The 21528-nt window shown below is 62.2% G+C and carries 12 protein-coding genes; 9 read left to right on the forward strand and 3 right to left on the reverse strand.

The window, feature by feature from the left end; genetic code table 11:
• Positions 1–375 precede the first annotated feature (375 nt).
• Positions 376–3933: a PAS domain S-box protein gene (locus KLP40_RS08515; RefSeq protein ID WP_215593353.1), complete on the reverse strand. Its 3558-nt coding sequence runs from the start codon at positions 3931–3933 to the stop codon at positions 376–378.
• Positions 3934–3963: 30 nt separating this feature from the next.
• Complete coding sequence (locus KLP40_RS08520) at positions 3964–5325, reverse strand: sigma-54-dependent transcriptional regulator (protein ID WP_246558725.1); 1362 nt, start codon at positions 5323–5325, stop codon at positions 3964–3966.
• Between the two features lie 507 nt (positions 5326–5832).
• Between KLP40_RS08520 and KLP40_RS08525 the strand changes: the two genes are divergently transcribed.
• The 3 genes from KLP40_RS08525 to KLP40_RS08535 all read left to right on the forward strand — a co-directional run bounded on the left by KLP40_RS08525 (position 5833) and on the right by KLP40_RS08535 (position 11188).
• On the forward strand, positions 5833–7851 hold the full coding sequence (locus KLP40_RS08525) for a T9SS type A sorting domain-containing protein (protein ID WP_215593355.1): 2019 nt from the start codon (positions 5833–5835) through the stop codon (positions 7849–7851).
• A 313-nt stretch (positions 7852–8164) separates the two neighbouring features.
• Positions 8165–9052, forward strand: coding sequence for a DNA/RNA non-specific endonuclease (locus tag KLP40_RS08530; RefSeq protein WP_215593356.1), 888 nt, complete (start codon positions 8165–8167; stop codon positions 9050–9052).
• A gap of 384 nt (positions 9053–9436) precedes the next feature.
• Positions 9437–11188, forward strand: a complete 1752-nt coding sequence (locus tag KLP40_RS08535; protein WP_215593357.1) for a lysophospholipid acyltransferase family protein — start codon at positions 9437–9439, stop codon at positions 11186–11188.
• Positions 11189–11287: 99 nt separating this feature from the next.
• Here the strand turns inward: KLP40_RS08535 and KLP40_RS08540 are convergent, their stop codons facing one another.
• The gene (locus tag KLP40_RS08540; RefSeq protein WP_215593358.1) at positions 11288–11851 is read right to left on the reverse strand and encodes a DUF4468 domain-containing protein; all 564 of its coding nucleotides are present in this window, start codon (positions 11849–11851) and stop codon (positions 11288–11290) included.
• Between the two features lie 1180 nt (positions 11852–13031).
• Here KLP40_RS08540 and KLP40_RS08545 point away from each other — a divergent pair.
• The 6 genes from KLP40_RS08545 to KLP40_RS08570 all read left to right on the forward strand — a co-directional run bounded on the left by KLP40_RS08545 (position 13032) and on the right by KLP40_RS08570 (position 21172).
• Positions 13032–13883: a dihydroorotate dehydrogenase gene (locus KLP40_RS08545; protein ID WP_215593359.1), complete on the forward strand. Its 852-nt coding sequence runs from the start codon at positions 13032–13034 to the stop codon at positions 13881–13883.
• Between the two features lie 111 nt (positions 13884–13994).
• Positions 13995–14756, forward strand: coding sequence for an orotidine-5'-phosphate decarboxylase (pyrF, locus tag KLP40_RS08550; RefSeq protein ID WP_215593360.1), 762 nt, complete (start codon positions 13995–13997; stop codon positions 14754–14756).
• A 141-nt stretch (positions 14757–14897) separates the two neighbouring features.
• Positions 14898–15512, forward strand: a complete 615-nt coding sequence (pyrE, locus tag KLP40_RS08555) for an orotate phosphoribosyltransferase (protein ID WP_215593361.1) — start codon at positions 14898–14900, stop codon at positions 15510–15512.
• A gap of 126 nt (positions 15513–15638) precedes the next feature.
• Entirely contained in the window at positions 15639–18665 is a 3027-nt protein-coding gene (locus KLP40_RS08560; protein ID WP_215593362.1) for a phosphoribosylformylglycinamidine synthase subunit PurL, read from the forward strand.
• Between the two features lie 2 nt (positions 18666–18667).
• On the forward strand, positions 18668–20161 hold the full coding sequence (locus KLP40_RS08565; protein WP_215593363.1) for a phosphoribosylformylglycinamidine synthase subunit PurQ: 1494 nt from the start codon (positions 18668–18670) through the stop codon (positions 20159–20161).
• 84 nt (positions 20162–20245) lie between these two features.
• Entirely contained in the window at positions 20246–21172 is a 927-nt protein-coding gene (locus tag KLP40_RS08570; RefSeq protein WP_215593364.1) for a phosphoribosylaminoimidazolesuccinocarboxamide synthase, read from the forward strand.
• Positions 21173–21528 lie beyond the last annotated feature (356 nt).

The following is a 21528-nucleotide window of genomic DNA, read 5'->3' on the forward strand; positions in this document are numbered from 1 at the left end:
GCCTCTTCTGTGCGTAGATGCCAGGATCACTCTAGTGGTTGTTACGAACCCGGACGGGCTCGGGGCGGAGCATGGCTTTCACGTTGTTGATGGTATCAAAAGCCAGCAGTACCGTGGCCAGCGCAATGCCGAAGAAAATCAGGAGCGTCATACAAAAGGGGAAATAAAGAAAAGAAAACGGTTTCGGACGGTGGTCCTCATGCGGAACGAGGCAGGGTGCTGAAACCGTGTGCTTAAGTAACTACAAATACCCCGCCTAAGTTGCAGTATAATTATGTGCTTGCCTGCCGATCCGCTTACGGTCGTCCCGGAGCGTACCACCGGCGGCCGGCAGGCTAGGGCTGTCCGGGCGCCATGGGCGGTGGGCAACCGGTTTTACTCCGGAAATTCGGCTCGCAGTTGCAGCATTACCTCGTCTATAATGGTACGCACCTGTTTTACCTCCTGCGCCAGCCGGTTCCAATCCACGGTTTCGGGGGTGTAGGCGGCCGCCTCCAACTCCCGTAGCACCGGGCGCAGGGGGGCTACCTGCAGGCCATCGATGGAGCTTTTCAGGTGATGAGCGGCGGCCCCCATCGCCTCGAGTTGGCGCTCCTGCAGGTGTTGCTCCAGCTGGGCCACGACGGGGGGCGTAGTGGTAATGAAGAGGGTCACCAGCCGGCGGATAAAGGTGTCATCGTTGTCGGACAGCCGCCGCAGCTGCTCCAGGTCGTAGAGGCGCGCGGGGGCCGGCTCAGCGGCGGCGGGCAGGGGGGCATAATCGTTCAGATTCATCAATTGGGTCATCACGCGAAATAGGGCTACTTCCTGAAATGGTTTAGATAAATAGGCATCGAGGCCGGCGGCGCGGTAACGCTCTTCCTCGCCGGGCATGGCGTGGGCCGTGAGGGCCACTACGGGCGTAGCGGCCCGTTGGGCATCGGGGTGCTGGCGCAGCAGCTGGGTGGCGGCTACGCCATCCATGCCGGGCATCTGAATATCCATGAGTACCACCGCGTACTGGTGCTGGCGGAACAGGGCCAGGGCCTCGGCTCCGGAAGAAGCCGTATCCACCACCATGCCCCAGCCCTTGAGCATGGTCTGCACCAGGAGCTGATTAACGGCATTGTCTTCGGTGAGCAGGACCCGCTGGCCCCGCAGCAGCTGGTAGTTGGGCGGTGGCGCGGGCAGGGCCGGAGTGGCGGGCGGGGCCGGCTCCAGCTCCAGCGTAAACCGGAAAGTGCTGCCCTGGCCCAGCGTGCTTTCGGCCGTGAGCTCCCCGCCCAGCAGCTCAATCAGGCCGCGTGAAATACTCAGTCCCAGGCCTGAGCCCCCGTATTCGCGGGCCGTGCTGGCCGAGGCCTGGGTGAACGGCTCGAAGAGCTGCTGCAGCTGCCCCGGCGAAATGCCGATGCCGGTATCGAGCACCGAAAACCGGTACCGGGGTGCCGTCCCCGGCAGGCTCACGCGCTGGTAGGTGAGCAGCACCTGGCCCTTGTGGGTGAACTTGATGGCGTTGTTGAGCAGGTTAAGCAACACCTGCCGCAGCCGGTAGGGGTCGCCGAACACCCAGTTGGCATCGTTGGTAGGCAGCTGCAGGCGCAGACTAATGCCTTTTTCCGTAGCCTTGGGCATGAGGGCCTGGCAGCTGGCCTTGAGTACCTCCGGCAGGTTGAAGGGGACTTTTTCCAGCCGCACCCGTCCGGCCCCCAGCTGGGCCATGTCCAGGATGTCGTTGATGATGACCAGCAGATTCTCGGCGGAGAATTGAATGTGGTGCAGAAACTGCCGTTGCTCGGTCGTCAGGTCGGTTTTGGCCAGCAGCTCCGTCAGACCCATGATGCCGTTCATGGGCGTCCGGATTTCGTGGCTCATGTTGGTGAGGAACGTCTGCCGGGTCTGCGCATTCTGTTCCGCGGCTTCCTTGGCCTGCTCCAGGGCCTGCTGGGTGTGCTTGAGCTCCGTGATGTCGTTGTCGACGCCCAGCACCTGCACCGTGCCGTCGGCCAGTACAAAGGGGCGCTTGATGGTGCGGAACCAGCGCAGCTGGCCATGCCCGTCGCCGAAAGTGTCTTCCACATCCATTTCCTGCTGGGTGCGCAGTACTTCTTCGTCCTGGGCATTGTGGCGCAGCAGGTCGGGGAAGCGGCGCAGAAGCTCGGCCGCCGGCGTTTGCAGCAGCGCTTCATTGCTGAGAGCGTAAAGCTGGGCCGTTGCCTGGTTGGCGAGAATGTAATTTCCTTTGCCGTCTTTCAGATAAATCAGGTTGGGCACCGTGTCGATTACCTGCCGGAACAGGCGGTTCTGCTCGGCCAGCCGACGGTTGGCCGAGCGGCGCTGCTCGTCGGCAATTTTCCAGCGGGTAATGTCTTCGGCACTGCCGATAATCTGGGTGACGTGGCCCTGCGCGTCGCGGGCAAACGGAGTGTTGCTGATGCGCAGCCAGCGGATGGAGCCGTTGCGGTGGTAAAGCATGTATTCCAGGTGCAGCACCTCGTTGTCGGGCTGGCGGCCGACCTCCTCGAAGTGCTGGCGCAGCCGTCGGGCTTCGGCCGGGGCCATCAGACTGGAAAGCATGTTGCTGCCCATGTGCTGCAACTCCTTCTCGGTGTAGCCCAGCATGGTTTCCACAAACCGGTTGCAATACACGTTGGACGCCGTGGCCACATCGTAGATGTAAACCAGGTTGGGAATGGTATTGGTAATCCGGTCCACGAAAAAGCGGCTCTGGCGCAGATTTTCCTCCGTTTCGCGTCGCTCGGTCACGTCGGCGGCGGAGCCAACCAGCTGGTGAACCTCCCCGTTGGGGTGGCGGGTGAATACCGTGCTCTTCACGCTGAGCCACCGCCACGAGCCGTCCCGGTGGCGGAAGCGGTATTCTGCCGTCGCTACCTGCCCGTCGGTCAGGGCCGGGCGCTGCGTGCGGCGCCGCTTCGTTTCCGCCAGGTCGTCGGGGTGAAACAAACGCTCCAGCAGGCGCGGCCCCATGGTCATCATCTGTTCGGGCGCGTAACCCAGGATGAATTCAACCTGCCGGTTGCAGTATTCCAGCTGTCGGCGGGCCAGGTCAAAAATGAAGACGATAGTCGGAACCGTATCGTTGATGCGGGCCGTGAAGAGCTGGTTGCGCAGCAGTTCGGCTTCGGCCCGCCGCCGCTCCCCAATGGCCGTCAGGTACACGTTGGCGCCTTGGTCTTCGGCAAGCGGGGCAATGGTCCAGAGGTAAAAATCATCGCCCAGGCCCAGTTCCAGCGTCTGCGTCTGGCCCGTACTCAGTGCCCGGCCGATTTCCGTCTGCAACAGGATCCGGGTAGCCGCTGCCATCGGGCTGGCCAGGTGCTCGAGAATGGGCGCGGCCGCGGGGTTGGAGTACAGGGCCTTGCCATCGGCCCGGAAGCGAATAATGGGCTGGGGACTTTGCTCCGCCAGCTGGGAAAGTTCACGAATCCGCCGCTGGGCCAGCTGGGCCTCCGTAACGTCTTCGTAGCTCCAGATGTGAAGCATGGTCTGGCCTTCCTGCACCACGGGGAGGTAGTCCTGCTGGAGCAGACGCCCGTCGCGAAGACGAATGAGCTGCCCGGTGCTGCGCGCCTGCTGCTGGGTGAGCTGGCGGTTTTGCTGGCGTACCAGTTTGCTGCCCACCACCTGCGCGCGGGCTTCCCGCAGGAGCACGGCCATGGGCTGGCCCATAAACTCGGCCGCCGGCCGCCGCAGGCCAAACAGCTCGCACATGCGCTGGTTCACCAGTGTGATGCGATGATCCTGGTTTTCGGCCAGAATGGCCGTGGTCATGGTCTGGAGCAGGGCGGCGGCCTGGGCCGAAGCGGCCTGGGAGCGGGCCTGTAGCTCCCCGAGCTGGGAACGGGCTTCCAGGCAGGCCGCGTGCGCCTGCTGCCAGGCCCGACGAACGTGACGAAGCTGCCGGTTCTGGTGCCGGTGGCTGATTGAGTGCATGGCAGGGGAATGGGCCGGCCCGGAGGCGGGTCAGCGGATGTACACCTCGTTGTTCTGTACCATACGATAAACGGTGGACTTTCCGATTTGCAGCTTGGCCGCTACCTGCAGAATATTGCCGCTGTGCGCATCCAGGTAGCGTTGCACAATGGCGGCCATCTGACTACGCAACGACTCGTTGCTGATGGTGTCGGCAACGGCCGTTTCTGGTTGCAGGTGACGCAGGGGCAGGTCTTGGGGCTGAATCTGGTCGTTTTCGGCCAGCACGGCGGCCAGCTCCACCACCGCTTTCAGTTCCCGCACGTTGCCCGGAAAGGAGTAGTGCCGCAGTTTCTGGCGGGCCGCTTCCGAGAGGGTGCAGGTAGCCATATTGTTCTGGGTGCAGAACTCGCGCAAAAATGAGTCGGCCAGCAGCAGCACATCCTCGCCCCGCTCCCGCAGCGGCGGCAGGGCAATGGGCAGGCCCAGCAGGCGGTAGTACAGATCTTCCCGGAACCGGCCTTCCTTTACTTCCTGGGTCAGGTCGCGGTGGGTGGCCACCATCAGGCGGGCATCGAAGGGGATGGTGCTGCTGCCGCCCACCCGGCTGACTTCGCGCTCCTGCAGCACCCGCAGCAGCTTGGCCTGCAGGCTCATGTCGAGTTCGGCTACTTCGTCCAGGAACAAGGTGCCTTTGTGGGCCTCCTCGAAGCGGCCGATGCGTCGGGCCACCGCTCCGGTAAAGGCGCCCTTTTCGTGGCCAAACAGCTCGCTTTCCACCAGTTCCCGCGGAATGGCAGCCACGTTCACGGCCACGAAGGCGGCGTTGCGCCGCTCCGAGCCGTAGTGAATGGCCTTGGCCACCAGTTCCTTGCCGGTGCCGGTTTCGCCGCTGATGGAAACCGTGATGTTGGTGCGGGCCGCCTTCTCGATGAGTGCGTACAGCTGCCGGACCTGGGGACTCTCGCCCAGAATGGCCCGCTGGGGGTCGTACTTCTGGCCGATCTGCTCCCGCAGGCGCGTATTCTCCTGGCGTAGTTCCAGCTGCTTGCGGATGTTGCCCACTGTATTCCACAGCCGGTCGGCGGTTTCCTCATCCTTTACCAGGTAGTCGTAGGCGCCCTGGCGCAGCATGCCGATGGCCGTACGGATATCCTCCTGGCCCGATATGGCAATAACGGCCACCTCGGGCAGGCGCTCCTTGATCTGCTGCAGCACTTGGTCGCCCTTGCCGTCGGGCAGGGAATAGTCCAGGGTGATGATGTCGGGCTTATCGCCCAGGTTGTCGAGGCAGGACTGCGCGGTGGTGAAGCGGCGGATGGTGTAGTCGGGGTTCTGGGCTAATTTGTATTCCAGTAGTTCACCATACCAGGCATTATCTTCCACGATAAAGATGGTAACGGGGGGGGGCATGCTCATAGCTTACGTGGGGGAGGGGCAGACGGACAAAGAGGGGGCGCACTGACTACCGGGGCACCGATAGCCGGTAACAGGCCAGGACTGCGAGTATAGAGGGGTTTTTGATGGGATGCTAGCTTTTCTCTATTTAGGAAAGATTATTCCGAATTGAGAAAATATAGTCCTTTTTTATTTTATATAAGTTACTGATTTCCAGATTTATAATAATTTTTTTTCGAAATGGTGTTCTTCTTGCTTCCTATCCGGCTGGCTCTCAGATACCTGATGAGCTTTCCTCTCACAGTTAGCAGGCAGAAAATGAGTAAGCTCTACAAAACCGTTATCCGGCGCTGGTTTCTCCCTTTTGGGGTGGGCCTTCTTACTCTCGGCCAGAGTGCGGCCCAGGGTACCACCCCCCCCATCTATTCCTATTCCGGGAAAGCTGGTGCCACCGTAATAGAAGATTGCCGCCCCGGAACGCTGGGAGGAATTTTCTGTTACGGCACGGTGAGTAATCCGGAGTTGGCAACTGACGATGACTTCACGACGGCGGCTACCATGAACCTGCCGCTTACTCTACTATCTACCCGAACCCTGAAGCTGCGCCTGAGCATGGACGGGCTGGTACCGGCCGGCCACCGCGCCGGGGTAGTGGTAGCGCGGGATGGAGGGGCGCTCGGTTTGGGAAGCCTGAGCCTGGGCTCCACCATCACGCTCAGCACCTACCTGACCGGCAGCGGCGGCGCACTGAAGCTACAGGAAACCAAGACGATCAGTGCCGATCTGGCGGAGCTGCTGCTCGGCGAAAGTACGGGCCCAATGCCACTGGAATTCACGGCTGGCGAGCCCTTTGATCAGATGGAAATTGCTGTATCCTCTCTCGCGGGGCTGGGGTACAAACTCAAAGTGTTTTACGCCTACGGTATTGGCAACACGCAGCTGACCACTGCCAACGGGTATGTGTCGCGGTTTGCCACGCCCACGGATGCCAACTACAGCACCCGGGCCGTAGCTAACGGAACGACGCTATGCCTGAACTCTGCGGTTAGCAGCCCCCAACTGGCCGTTAATAATGACCTGACGGACTACGCCACCATGGGAACCCTGGTCGGATTAAGCTGCCCGGCTACGCTGCAGACGCAGTTGGAAGGAACTGCGCCGGCGGGCTATTATGCCGGCTTTGTATTGGGCAGTGCCGGCGTACTGGATGCCCGGATTCTGGCCGGCCTGCGCCTGAATACCTATCTGGGCACTGCGCTGCAGGAAACCGGGACCGATGCCGGTCTACTAAACCTGAGCGTGCTTCCCGGCGGAAAATATCATATCCGCATGGCCACTACCAAACCATTCGACCGGGTGGAAATTCAGCGGACGAGCCTGCTGAATCTGCTGGACAACCTGCGGGTGTACTACGGATTCGGGCTGGAGCCCCGGGTATTCGATGATCAGAACCGGCGGATTTCCACTTTCCTGGATCCGGCCGCCCGCTATCAGGTGAACGGTGGCCTGTGTGTAAGCTGTGGCATCGATAACCCGGCGCTGGCCGTCGACCGTGATCTGACAACGAATGCTGCTACTTACAATGCGCTTCTGGCCGTAGGAGCAAACACGCGACTGAAAATGCAGCTCAACGCGCCCGCCCGGGCTGGTAACCGGGCCGGGGTGGTTCTGGGCCTGGCCACGGGCCTCCTTGATGCAGACCTCTTATCCAGTATCCAAATCAACACGTATTCTGGTGTGCCCAATGGGGCCGGTACCAACGGTTCGGTACTGGTAGAAAGTTTTGCGAAAAGTGACCTGCTGACGGCCGAGTTGCTGGCAAGCGGGCAGAGAGAAGTATCTTTCCGGACTACCCGCGCCTTCGATTGGGTAGAAGTGCAACTCACCAAAGGCATAGGAGCTCTGACTGGCACGAGCATCTACTATGCGTTTGCCGAAGATGACCCCATAGGCTTTCCCAGCGTTATTGTGCCGCCGGTCACGTCTCCCGTCACCCTGACCTCCTTTGCTGCCCGGACCAGTGATGCGGCCATCGACGTTAACTGGACGACGAGTGCCGAAGCCAACAGCAGTCATTTTATCGTGCAACGTTCCTTGTCGCCGAATGGCTCCTTCCAGGATCTGGGCCGGGTGAATGCCGCCGGCAATTCGGCCTCGGTGCGCAGCTATCAGTACCGCGACATCGACGGAATTGCTCTGGCGGCCTCTGCGCTGTATTATCGTCTTCGGCAGATTGACCTGGACGGACAGGAATCGTTTTCTGTTGTTGCTACCGTAGCGTTGCAGCCACCAGTCGTATTCGAGCTGTACCCGAATCCTGTTCCGCCGGCGCAGCAGGTGCGTATGAAGCTGCCCACCGGCTTCGGGGCCAAGTACCAGGTGGCCCTCTACAACCAGTTGGGGCGCGAGGTGAGCCGTCAGACGGTGGGAGGAACCCGGACCACACTATCTACTGAAGCACTTACTCCCGGCCTCTACCAGGTAACGCTGCTGGGTAAATCCGGTCAGCGCCTCGCCACGCAACGGCTGCTGGTGCAGTAGGCGGAACAGGCGGGCAAACTGCCCGGTAGATGCTTCGAGTCCTCTGACTCCCGCAGAATTGTATTTATGTAATCCATATTCCTATAGCTGATTTATTGTTTATTGTTCGTGCCGGAGTAGTGCCCACTGTTGCAGGTCAGTGGGCACTACTCGTTTACGGGCGTGGGAAGGCAGATTTTTGAGTAGGGTGCTTCGTCAGGAGAGAGATTTTCCAGCGAAAGGAAATGATAACCTTCCGGTAACGTCGCGCCGCGTCGGGCAACCCAATTTTGTGGCTGCAAAGCACCTTCTCACCTCTTCACACCACAACCACATGTCGCGTACGCTTACCCGTTTGCTGAGCCTGGCCCTTCTGACCGGCCTGGCGGCTTCCTGCTCCAAAGAAACCGTAGTGCCCGCCGCCGCTCCCAGCGCCGCCGTGCAGACGGCCGATGCCACGGCCTCCCGCGACAACCACCTGGCCCTGGGCAACCCCAGCGGCGCCCAGACCAGCACAACTTCCTACTGGAATTACCTCATCAGCAAGCCCCAGTACGCCATGTCGTATCACCGCGACCGGGGGACGCCCAACTGGGTGAGCTGGCACCTGAGCAGCGCCTGGATCGGGAGTACGCCCCGGCAGGACAATTTTGCGGCCGATGCCGCCCTGCCCTCCGGCTGGTACCGCGTGAGCAGCAGCAGCTACACCGGTTCCGGCTTCGACCGCGGCCACCAGTGCCCCTCGGCCGACCGGACGGGTTCCGTAGCCGACAACTCGGCTACCTTCCTGATGACCAACATGATTCCGCAGGCTCCTAACAACAACCAGCGCACCTGGGCCGGCCTCGAGAATTACTGCCGTACCCTGGTGAATGCCGGCAATGAACTCTACATTATCTGCGGCAGCTACGGTAAAGGCGGCACCGGCTCGGCGGGCTACAAAACCACCCTCGACAATGGCCGCGTCACCGTTCCGGCTCGCTGCTGGAAAGTGGTAGTGGTGCTGCCCGTGGGAAGCAGCGACCCTTCCCGGGTAACCAGCAGCACCCGCGTCATTGCCATCGATACGCCCAACGACAACTCCCTGAACACGTCCTGGGGCACCTACCGCACAACGGTTGATGCCATTGAGGCCGCCACAGGATACAACCTGCTCTCGAACGTGTCGAACGCCGTGCAGTCGGTAGTGGAAGCGCGCATCGACAACGGCCCCACCAGCTGAGTTCAGCCCCCGTAGGGCACCAGCAGCCGCGCAGCGGGAGGGCCCGGTTTTCAGCCGGTCCCTGCTGCGGTACAAACTGTTCCGCGAGGCATCGTTTCAGATGCTTAGCCGTTGAAAACCGGCTGTTTATCTTTGGTTTGAGTTGATTAATCTAAAGCAGTGGCCGGGGCCGATGAAAGGCCGTATGTTTAGGTTGAGTGAAGTGAGAAGGAATAGTGGGAGAAACACCAGAAAGCCGCGCTGCAACGCGGCTTTCTGCTTTTTTGCCCCCTGGCTGGTATCCGTAACGGTTTGATAATTGGGTAGTAATGCAGGGCTAATCTGCGAAACGGAGCTTTGCTATCAGGAGCGGCGGTCCGGTTGGCCGGCCTCCGGTCAGGGCGTATGGATGTAGTATCGGGATTTCCTTCGTGGTTTTCGAACGATTCGGGGCGGCGGCCCGAGTTGCTGCGCCCGCTGTGGCAGCAGCTGGCGCAACTACGCGACCTGCAGCGCCTCTACGAGCGTCACTGTCACCTGACGGGCCGCGAGTTCATCGGGCAGTTGCTGCGCGACCTGCGCATTACCCTCGACTACGATGCGGCCGAGCTGCGGCGGGTGCCGGTACAGGGCGCGTTCGTGGCCGTGGCCAACCACCCGTGCGGCATACTGGATGGCCTGGCCTTGCTTTACGTGCTGGGCGAGGTCCGACCCGATTTTATTACCGTCGCCAACGACGTGCTGGCGCCCCTGCTGGCCAACCTGCCAGCTCAGCTGGCCCTGGTCAGTCCCGATAAGGACGGGGCGGCCCGCAACGTGCCCGGTGTGCGCCAGCTGTTGCGCTACCTGCACAACGATGTGCCGCTGGGCCTGTTTCCGGCGGGGGAAGTAGCGCACCGTAAGTCGCCCTTTCAGCCCATCAGCGACCCGGAGTGGAACCCGACGGCCGGGCGGCTGCTGGCAGTGGCCCGGGTGCCAGTGGTGCCGGTGTGGCTCAGTGGGCAGAACAGCGCCTCCTTTAGCTGGCTGGGCCTGGTGCACCCGCTGCTGCGCACCGCCCGCCTGCCCGCCGAGCTCCTCAACAAGCGCGGCCAGACGGTACGCCTGCGCATCGGGCATCCCGTGGCGGCCTCCGACCTGGCCCGCCTCCCGGCCCCCGACCGGCTACCCTACCTGCGCGCCCGGGTGTATGCCCTGGGTACGCCCGCCGAAGTGGCGGCCAGCTACCTGCGCCCGGCCCTGCCGCCGGCGGGCATCCTGCCCGAAACGGCCCCGGAGCTGCTGGAGGCCGATATAGCGGCGTTGCGGCCCCGGCGCTGCCTGGTGCGTACCCGGCAATGGGAGGTGTACGTGGCCAAAAAGGCGGAAATTCCGAACGTGCTGCGCGAAATAGGGCGGCTGCGGGAGCTTACTTTCCGGCGCGAGGGCGCAGGCACGGGCCAGGCCACCGACCTCGACCACTACGATACCTACTACCGCCACCTGTTTCTCTACGACCGCACGGCCCGGCGGCTGGTGGGCGCCTACCGGGTGGGGCGGGGGCGCAGTATTCTGCGCGAATTCGGCAAGCAGGGCTTCTACCTGCATTCGCTGTTCCGGATGAAGAAGGAGTTGCGGCCCCTGCTGCGGGAGTCACTGGAGCTGGGGCGGTCCTTTATCCGGGCCGAGTACCAAAAACAGCCCCTGCCCCTGGCTTTGCTCTGGAAAGGCATTGCCGAGTACATTGCCGCCCACCCCGAGTACCGCTACCTGATCGGGCCGGTGAGCATCAGCAACCGGTTTTCGGCCGTTTCCAAGGCCGTGATGGTGGCTTACCTGCGCCGGCATTTTTCCGATGCGGCCCTGGCCCCGCTGGTGCAGCCCCGCAGGCAATTCCGCTACCGCCCCCTCAGCGGCGAATCGGCCGCCCCCGAAACCCTGCAGGCCACTCTGCACGATTTGCACGACCTGCAGAAGCTCATCATGGGCCTGGAGCCGGGCGGCAGCGGCGTGCCCGTGCTGCTGCGTCAGTACCTGAAGCAGAATGCCCGGATCATCGGCTTCAACCTCGACCCCAGTTTCAGCAACACTCTGGATGGGTTCATGGTGCTCGACGCCCGCGAGTTACCGGCCCGCACCCACACCCTGCTCAGCCGCTATACCTCCGCTGCCCGCTAACGCCCGGGGCAGTGGCTGCCCGCTACAAAAACCACAAACGGGTACCCCAACGGCTGGTCGCGCCGGGGTGCCCGTTGTTCTGGCTGGTGCCGGAACCGATTAGTTCTCCACCATTCCGATGTTGCCTTCGGCGGGCTGACTGTTCATGTAGGAGCGGAACGACATGGCCGCCTCGCTGGCCAGGGAATTGGCCTGGGCCGTCAGGCGCCGGTCGTTGCGGGTTTTTGCGTTGTTTTTATCCTCGCGCAGCTGGGTGCGGTAAGCATCGAAATCCATGGTCTGGGAAGGCTCCTGGGGGTCGGGCACGATCTGGAACGAGCCGACCTGGTAGGAGTAGCCGTTGTCGGTAGCCTGGAAGGAGAAGGTGAACAGCACCGTCAGGGGTTCATCCTTGCCCCGGTTGTCAACCTGCTTTACCGTGCCCGTGCCCGTCAGGCGAATGGTGCCGGCTGCTTCTACGGCATTCAGGGCCGATTTGGGCTTGTAAGTAAATTTGTTCTGGGCCCAGTCGAGGGCCCGGGTGTAAAGCACCGTGCGCCCGGCCCCTTCCACCGGAACCCGCTCACTGTATTCTACTGGGGCCGGCTCCTCGCTCTGGCCCCACGCTTTGGGAGTTGCCAGCAGCATCCCTCCCAACAACAGACTCAGTACAACTTTTTTCATGTTACGAACAGGGAAAGGAAATCCGATGGAAAAGGTGGGGAGCGGTAAAGGTAGCCGATTGGATAAAATGCCGGCCATTATGAATATGTTAAGATAGTCGAAAGTCGGACCGGAACCAAATGCCCCCTGGCTGAAGCAAAAATTCAGGCCCCGGAATCATGGCTTTTTCCGGTCTTTCCTCTGGTCTTTTCTTCTATTATAGTATGAGTTAGTTTGTTGAATTGTATTATGTCTATAAAAAGCCTTGTTATGGCAGCGTAAACAAAGTGCTCTGTGCAGAGTGAAAAGCAAAAGTGATGGATGCAGGATAGGAACCCGCTGAGGTATTTAACGCTCATAATTCATCTGACTGACAGCGTGATAAGCGTGCCGGCGGCGGCGGCGGCGGAGCAGGAGTAAAGAAAGGCGGGGTAACATTTTGGTAACATAACGGTAACATGACAATTCTTGTCCGATAATAGGCAATTGGTACTTTTGCATCGTGCTTCAGCTGAATAAATACTCCCTGATGAAGCGCGGGACTGAGCGTAGCGCCGTCCTGCGAGATGACCGGAAGGTCGTTTCTCCCGTTGGCTCTTTCCTCTTTCCGGCTTCTTCGTTTTGCACCGCTTCGGTTTTTGAAGCGGTTTTTTTATGCCCGAACCGCCCCTCGACCCGCAACCGCGCTACCCTCAGTCAGAGGGTAGTTGCTCCGGCCGTTTTCCCCACCCTGCCGCGCTTGCGGCCCGGCCAACTGGCGGCGGCGTCCGGGGGCGGGGTGCGCCGGGGGCAGATGGCGCAGCTCATGTCCGGCCAGCCTGCTATCCGGACGAGTGTATACCTTTCCCTTGACCGCAGCCACATGATCTAGCCTTCCTTTCCAGTAAACGCCCGGTTCCTGACCGGGCGTTTTACTTTTAAACCAGGAGTTGCCAGAGTCAGCCGGCACTTACCTGCCAATTGAAAAACGATAACCCGATGCCGACCCAACGGCGGCACGGGGCGGGGTGGCGCAAAGCTGCGGGGTGATAGAAATCAGGGGGGATTCTGACGCAAGTCGGTCCGCACATTGGCCACCCCGTTTATCGGGTCCGCCCCGGCTGAGAGCCAGCCGGAAACACAAGTACAGCACCGAAACTGCCGGAAGCCAAAGCCACTGCAAAGAGGCTTTGGCTGGCGGAAATCTTTACGTTGACATCCTATGCAACTCGGAACACTCACTTTGCAGAACCCGGTCTGTCTGGCCGCCGCGCCCTGGCAGCTGGAGGGCGCCGGCTACGAGCGGCTGGGGGCCATTTTTACCCGTACCGTAACCATGGAGCCCAAGCCCGGGCGCTACGAGGAGGGTATCTGGCAGGTGGATGAGCAGACCCTGCTCAACGCCACCCACATGCGCACCGAAAGCGCCGAGATTATGGTGCAGGAATACCTGCCCGGTCTGGGCCGCTTCGGCGTGCCAGTGTTCGTGAGCATCACGGCGCCCGGCATTCCGGGCTTCCGTAAAATTGCGCGCTTCCTGGCCCGCGAAGCCGGCCACCTGCTGGCGGGCGTAGAAGTATACATTGCCCAGCCCGATACGGAGAAAGGTGAGGAGCTGACCGCCCGTTTCGTGCGCGAGGCCACCCAGGCCGTGCGCAACGAGCTGCCGCCCCAGGCCGCCGTGGTAGTGAAGCTGCCGCCCTGGCCCGAGCACATTCGCAGTCTGGCCCTGGCTGCCCAGCAGGGCGGGGCCACTGCCGTGGCGGCCACCAACCTGCTCAAGGCCCTGCACCTGCCCGACGACGCCACCGCCCCCCCCGTGGCCGGTGGCCTCTCCGGCGAGGCCCTGCGCCCCGTGGCCCTGCGCTGCGTGTGGGAGCTGGCCCACGATGCCCGGCTGACGCTGCCCATTTTTGGAACAGGTGGCGTGTTTACGGCCAGCCACGTGACCGACTACCTGCGCTGCGGGGCTTCGGCCGTGCAGATTGCCAGCGGCGAGTGGCTGGAGCCCGGCCTCTCGGCCCGCCTGGCCGCCGAATGCCAGTTTAATGTGCGGAATATGGAAAATGTGTAGAATGTGTCAGGGTCTGGAAAGTTAAGTCTGCCCTGCCTTTGAGTTCTTCGCACTATACCAATCCACATCTTCTCCACATTCCGCACATTTCCCACATTACTTTTCCCACCCATGCAAAAGCTCATTCAACGCGTTCAAACGGCTAATTCCCTGCTCTGCGTCGGCCTCGATCCGGTGGGCGACGATGCGCAGGTAGCGCGCCGGCTGGCCGAGGTCATCGACCAGACCCACCGCTATGCGGCCGCCTTCAAGCCCAACCTGGCCTTTTTCCTGAGCCGTGAAAACGGCGTGCAGCTGCTGCGCGATACGGTGGCCCGCATTCCGCAGGATGTTCCGGTGATTCTCGACGGCAAGTTCGGCGACATTGCCAACACCGCCGACCACTACGCCCGCTTCGCCTACGACGTGGTGGGGGCCGATGCCGTGACGGTGAACCCCTACATGGGCGACGACGCCGTGCGGCCCTTCGTGCGGGAGGATAAAATGGTGTTCGTGCTGGCCAAAACCAGCAACAAGTCGCAGTATTCGATGCAGAACATGGCCCTGACGCGGGGTGGCTCCCTGGCCCACGGCGTGGCTCAGGTGGCCTGCAAGCTCAACGCCGAAATCGGGGGCGTGGGGCTGGTAGTGGGCGCCACTCACCCCGAAGCCCTGGCTCAGGTGCGCGAAATCTGCCCCGAGCAGTGGTTCCTGGTGCCCGGCGTAGGCGCCCAGGGCGGCGACCTGGCCGCGACCCTGCGCGCTGGCCTCCGCCCCGATGGCACCGGCCTGCTCATCAACACCTCCCGCGCCCTCTGGCAGGCCACGGATGCCGCCGCGGCTGCCCGAGAGCTGGTGGAGCAAATGAATCAGCTGCGGCCGGTGACGGCGTAACGACTTCGGCGTCCCAGGGCTGAAGCCCTGGGCTACGTAGCGGTTTTAGCCTGTGATAAGCGGTTCTTACCTTTTTGTCTTTCCGCTGACTAGCCCAGGGCTTCAGTCCTGGGACGTCCGCACGATACATACCTTCCTCCCTTGACTTCCCCCCACACCACCTTCACCCCCGAAACCCTGGAGCAGCAGCTGTTGCAGGAAGATGCGCTGCTGCGCGGGCACTTCCGGCTGTCGTCGGGCCTGCATTCCGATACCTACGTGCAGTGCGCCCGGTTCCTGCGCCGCCCCGATTTGGCCGCCCCGGCCGCGGCCGAGCTGGCCCGCCGGATTCAGGAGGCCGGCTTGCAGCCCGATGTGGTAGTGGGCCCGGCCATGGGCGGCGTGGTGATTGGCTACGAGCTGGCCCGGCAGTTGGGCGTGCCCGGCATTTTCATGGAGCGCGACGACACCGGCCAGATGACGCTGCGCCGCGGCTTTACCATTGAGCCAGGCCAGAAAATTATCATTGCCGAGGACGTGGTGACTACCGGCAAGAGCACCAACGAGGTAGCGCGGGTACTGACGAGCCTGGGCGCAAAAGTTTTGGCCGTGGCCAGTTTAATTGACCGCACCAGTGGGAAAGCTGACCTTTCTTTTCCGAACTTTGCCCTGCTGCCGGTAACGGCGGCCACCTACGCACCCGATGATTGTCCGCTTTGCCGGGCAGGTATTCCGGTGGTGAAACCCGGCAGTCGGCCGGAAAAAGCGTTTTCTTAAACCTACCGACGGCGGCAAACGGCTCCGCGGCAAGGCATTTTCGGCGTACCCCGGGCGGGTATGCTTCCTCACGATGGCAACCCCGCCAGGCGTGGGAAACCCGAAAAATAGATAACCATTCATCTTTTGGAATCTCCCCAAAGAACCATCCAGCTGCTGCTTAAGCCCGGCCAACACGACGGCGAGGGCCAGCGCGTAGCCGAAGCGGCCCACCGCCACCTCGGCCTGCACACCGGCCGCGTGCAAAGCACTGCCCTCTACACGGTGCGCTACCCCCTCACCGACCAGCAGCTGCGCGACTTCGCCACCCACTGCCTCCAGGACCCGGTGCTGCACGAGGTAGCCTTCGACGAGTTCCGCCACGGCGCCCACTACCAGAGCTACATCCTCGTTGCCAAGCTGCCCGGCGTGACCGACGACGAAGGTATTTCAGCCCAGAACGCCCTCGGCGACTTCCTCAACGAGCCGCTCGACACCCATACCCAGCACATCTTCTCGAAACGGCTTTACTTCCTCGAAGAAGCCCTGCCCGAAAGTAGTCTGCGCCAGCTCGCGCAGGAGCTGCTGGGCAACAAGCTCATCAACCGCTTCGAAGTCGGCCCCATTGCCCAGATCCGCGACTACACGCCGCGGCCGGGCGGTGGGGCCGAATCTGTTACGGAAACAGTGGGGCTGGTAGGCCTCTCGGATGAGGAGCTGCTGAAGCTGTCGAAAGACAACCTCTACGCCCTGAACCTGGAGGAAATGCGCGCCGTGCGCGACCATTACGCCAGCATCCGGGAAGAGCGCCAGGCCGCCGGCCTGCCCCAGGACCCCACCGACTGCGAGCTGGAAATCATTGCCCAGACGTGGTCGGAGCACTGCAAGCACAAGGAGTTTTCGGCCCTGATTAAGTACCGGGACGCCGATACGGGCGAGGAGTTCGAGGTGGATTCCTTGTTCAAAACCTATATCAAGAACGCCACTGCCGAGGTGGACCGTCAGCTGCGCGCCAACGGCAACGACTGGCTGATTAAGGTGTTCTCAGACAACGCCGGGGCCGTGCGCATCAACCCCGAGTCGTTGTTTGTGTGGAAGGTGGAAACCCACAACTCGCCCTCGGCCATCGACCCCTACGGCGGGGCCATTACCGGCATTCTGGGCAACAACCGCGACCCGCTGGCCACCGGCATCGGGGGCGCGCGGCTCCTGTTCAACACCAACGTGCTATGCTTCGGCAACCCTGAGTTCAACGGCACCCTGCTGAGCAATCAGCTGCACCCGCGCCGCATTTTTGAGGGCGTGCGCAAGGGGATTGAAGACGGCGGCAACAAGTCGGGCGTGCCCACCGTGAACGGCAGCATCGTGTTCGACGACCGGTACGCCGGCAAGCCGCTGGTGTACTGCGGCACCGGGGCCGTGATGCCCATGCAGCTGGCCGGGCTCGACTCCTGGGAGAAGAAGATTGACCCGCAGGACCGCATCATCATGGCCGGCGGCCGGGTGGGCAAAGACGGCATCCACGGCGCTACCTTCAGCAGCATTGAGCTGGACGAAACCTCACCCGCCACGGCCGTGCAGATTGGCTCGCCCATCACCCAGAAGCTGGCCATGGATTTCCTGCTGCTGGCCACGCGCCGCGGCCTCATCAAGTGCAGCACCGACAACGGTGCGGGCGGCCTCTCGTCGAGCATCGGCGAGCTGGCAACCATCAGCGGCGGGGCCGTGGTGGAGCTGGAGCGCGTGCCGCTGAAATACCCCGGCCTGCGGCCCTGGGAAATCTTCGTGTCGGAGTCGCAGGAGCGGTTTTCGCTGGCCGTAGAGCCCGCCAAGCTGGACGAGCTGCTGGCCCTGGGCCGGGAAATGGAAGTGGAGCTGACCGACATCGGCTACTTCACTGCCGACGGCTACCTCGACGTGCGCTTTGCCGGTGAGCCGGTGGCCCACCTGGATATGCACTTCCTGCACGACGGCGTGCCGCGCAAAGTGCTGGAAGCCGAGTGGAGCAAGCCCACGGCGCAGGAACCCGCGCTGGCCGCTGCCACCGACTACACCGACGCCCTCACCCGCCTGCTGGGCAGCCTCAACATCTGCTCCCGCGAGTCGGTGATCCGGCAGTACGACCACGAGGTGAAGGGCCGTACCATCATCAAGCCCCTGATGGGCGCTACTGGCCAGGCCCCGCAGGATGCGGCCGTGGTGCGCTTCAACTTCGAGAGCTGGGAAGGCGTGGCCGTGAGCAACGGCATCCTGCCCCGCCTCGGTGATTTGGACGCCTACCACATGTCGGCCGGCGCGTTTGATGAGGCCGTGCGCCAGATTGTGGCCGTGGGCGGCAAGCTGCCCAACCTGAGCTACGGCGACGGCAACTTCTGGTCCGTCAACGATAACTTCTGCGTGCCCGACTCGGTGTACGACCCCGTGGGCAACCCCGATGGCAAGCACAAGCTGGCCAAGCTGGTGCGCATGTGCCAGGCCCTGCGCGACGCTACGGCCGCCTACTGCATCCCGCTCACCTCGGGCAAGGACTCGATGAAAAACGACTTCAAGGCTGACGGCGTGAAGATTTCGGTGCCGCCCACGGTGCTGTACTCCATGACCGCCAAGCTGGACGACGTGCGCCGCACCATCACCTCCGACTTCAAGCAAGCCGACGACGTGGTGTACCTGCTGGGCGAAACCTACGACGAGCTGGGCGGCTCGGAGTTCTACCAGTTCTTCGGCGAGCTGGGCGCGAACGTGCCCCAGGTGCGTTTCGAGCAGGCCAAAGCGCTCTATGTCCTGATGGGCGAAGCCAACGACCAAAACCTGATTCAGAGCTGCCACGACCTGTCGGATGGCGGGCTGGCGGTGGCACTGGCCGAGGCGACCTTCGGCTACGGTTTTGGGGCTGAGGTGGAATTGCCAGAAGGGCTGCCGGTGCACGTGCAGCTGTTTTCGGAGTCGCACTCCCGGTTTGTGGCCACGGTGGCCCCCGAGGATGTGGTAGCCTTCGAGCAGCACTTCGGCGGGCGCGCCACGCGCCTGGGCCGCGTTACGCCAAACGGGCAGCTGACGGTGCGGCAGGCAGGTAAAACCGTTATTTCGGCCAGCACGGCGGCGTTGCGCCACGAGTGGACCAACGGTCCGGTAAACCGCATTATCGGCTTCGGCCACCCCGAAACCGCGCATTAATCATGGAACAGACTCCCCAACTGCCGGACCAGCACACGCCCCCGCGCCCCCAGCACGACGACCCCGGCCACGAAGTGGTAACCCGGGAAGGCGAAATCGTGCTGCCCGGCTTCAAAAGCGTAGACCCCGGCCACGAATCCACCGAGCCCCTGAAAAGCAAGCAGGAACAGCCAACTGACAACCTGCAACTGGCAACTGACAACTCAACAGTTCGGGCGCTCATCCTGACCGGTTTTGGCATCAACTGCGAGGAGGAATTTGCCGCCGCCTACCGGCTGGTAGGGGCCGAGGCCACCATCGTGCACCTGAACCAGGTGCTGCACGGCCACGTGAGCATCCACGACTTCGATATCCTGAACTTCCCCGGCGGCTTCAGCTTCGGCGACGACCTGGGCTCGGGTGTGGTGCTGGCCAACAAGCTGCGCTACCGCCGCAACGCCGAGGGCCGCACGCTGCTCGACGATATCAAGGAGTTTGTGGCCGGCGGCAAGCACGTGCTGGGCATCTGCAACGGTTTCCAGGTACTGGTGAAGCTGGGCCTGCTGCCCGACCTGAGCGGCACCGTGACGCCCGAAGTAACCCTCACGCACAACGCCTCGGGCCGCTACGAGGACCGTTGGGTGAAGCTGACCGTTAACCCCCGCGCCACCACGCCCTTCCTGAAGGGCCTGACGACGCTGGAAGTGCCCGTGCGCCACGGCGAAGGCCGCCTTATCATCCAGGACGAGGCCACCCGCGCCGCCATCGAAGCGCGCGGCCTGAACTGCCTCACCTACGCCGACTTCGACGGGGCCCCCACCGACGTGTACCCCTTCAACCCCAACGGCGCCGACCTCAACTGCGCCGGCCTGACCGATACCACCGGCCGCGTATTCGGCCTGATGCCCCACCCCGAGGCCTTCCTCTCGCTCTACAACCACCCCGACTGGGCCCGCCGCAAGCGCGCTACCCCCGGCCTGAGTGAGGAGGGCGACGGGGTGTGGCTGTTCCGCAACATTGTGGAGCATGTAGCGTCGTTGCCTCACCCCCCGGCCCCCTCTCCAGGGGGAGAGGGGGAGCCTGACGTTGAGCAAGTAAGGAAAGATGAGCAGCAGGAAGCCGGGAATCGGCCACGACTGACTGCGGACAAGACTTTGTGGTACGAACGCCTGAAGCCGTTTAGCGGACAGATGCGCCGCGAGCCTACTCCGGCCGAAGATGTGTTATGGCAGGCTCTGCGTAACCGGCAGTTGGATGATGCTAAGTTCCGTCGGCAGCATGCCATCGGGAAGTTCATTGTGGATTTCATCTGTACCCAGCACAATCTGATTGTGGAAGTGGATGGTGAAGTACACGATGAAGCAGGGCAAGCCGAGTACGACTCCGGCCGCACCTATGAACTGGAAGGGGTCGGCTACCATGTGCTCCGTTTCACGAATGGACAGGTACTGCACCAACTGCCTACCGTGCTGCAAAAAATAAGTGCTGCGCTTCTCCAACACTCTGTAAAGAATTAAGGACGCTTGGCACCCCCTCTCCCCCTGGAGAGGGGGCCGGGGGGTGAGGCACTTCGCCCGCACGACCTAACAAACTCACGCTGCATGAACACCCTCAACCACTTCGAAACGCCCCAACTCGAACTCCTGCACCGTGGCAAGGTCCGTGACTCGTTCCGCGCCCCGTCGGGTGAGCGGCTGATTGTGGTTACCGACCGCCTCTCGGCCTTCGACTCGGTGCTGGAAACGCCCGTGGCGCACAAAGGGGCCGTGCTCAACGGGCTGGCGGCTTTCTGGTTCGACAAAACCCGGCACATCATCCCCAACCACGTCATCAGCCTGCCCGACCCCAACGTGACGCTGGCTCAGGAGGCCGAGCCGATTCGGGTGGAGATGGTGGTGCGCCACTACCTCACCGGCTCCATGTGGCGCGGTTACCAGCAAGGCCAGCGCAGCTTCTCGGGCGTAGCGGTGCCCGATGGCCTGACCAAGCATCAGCAGTTCCCTGAGCCCATCGTAACGCCCACCACCAAGGAGGAATCGGACCGGGAGATTACGCCCGAGAACCTGGTGGCCGAAGGCTGGGTGACGGCCGAGCTGTACGAGCAGATGCGGGTGAAGGCCCTGGAGCTGTTCAACTTCGCCTCCCAATGGATGGCCGAGCGCGGTATCATTCTGGTGGATACCAAGTATGAGTTCGGGCTGCGCAACGGGGAGCTGCTGCTGATTGACGAAATCCACACGCCCGATTCGTCGCGCTTCTGGAGCGCCGACGATTACGCCCGCAACCCCGAGGCCGCCGAGCAGATGGACAAGGAGTACGTGCGCCAGTGGCTGATTGCCCACAAGCAGGACGGCCAGTACCCCCGCGCCCTCACGCCCGAAGTTTCCGCTGAGGCTACCCGCCGCTACCTCGATATCTACGAGCGTATCACCGGCGCGCCGCTGCCCGTTGCATCTTCTACCAACGACGATATGCAGGCCCGCATGGTGCGCAACCTGGTGCGCGCCGGTATCATCCAAGACGCCTGAGAATGCTGGCAACGATACGTTCAAGGGTCCGCAATCTGTTCCGAGCCGCTGAGCCACAAGCCGCAGCAACCCCAGGCACTCCCGCACCTGCTGTGCGAATGGAATATATTCAGAGCCTTTGGGGCGACTCTCTTGATAATCCGACGCACCAGGACGTTCTTGACTTTATTGAGAAAACTCAAGATGTCGGATGGAGAGCATGGGGCGTTCTGGGTTGCTTTAACCGATGAGAGCAACCTAGAGGTGCATCAAAATCTGGAAGTAATTCTGACGAACGCAGGAGGCGAAGAGAAAAGAAGCCAAGCCAGAAACTGGAAGGAAGTGCAAAGATATTTTCGTCTTTTCGCCGAAGGCCG

Origin of the sequence: Hymenobacter piscis (assembly GCF_018760735.1) — a bacterium.
Lineage (GTDB): Bacteria > Bacteroidota > Bacteroidia > Cytophagales > Hymenobacteraceae > Hymenobacter > Hymenobacter piscis.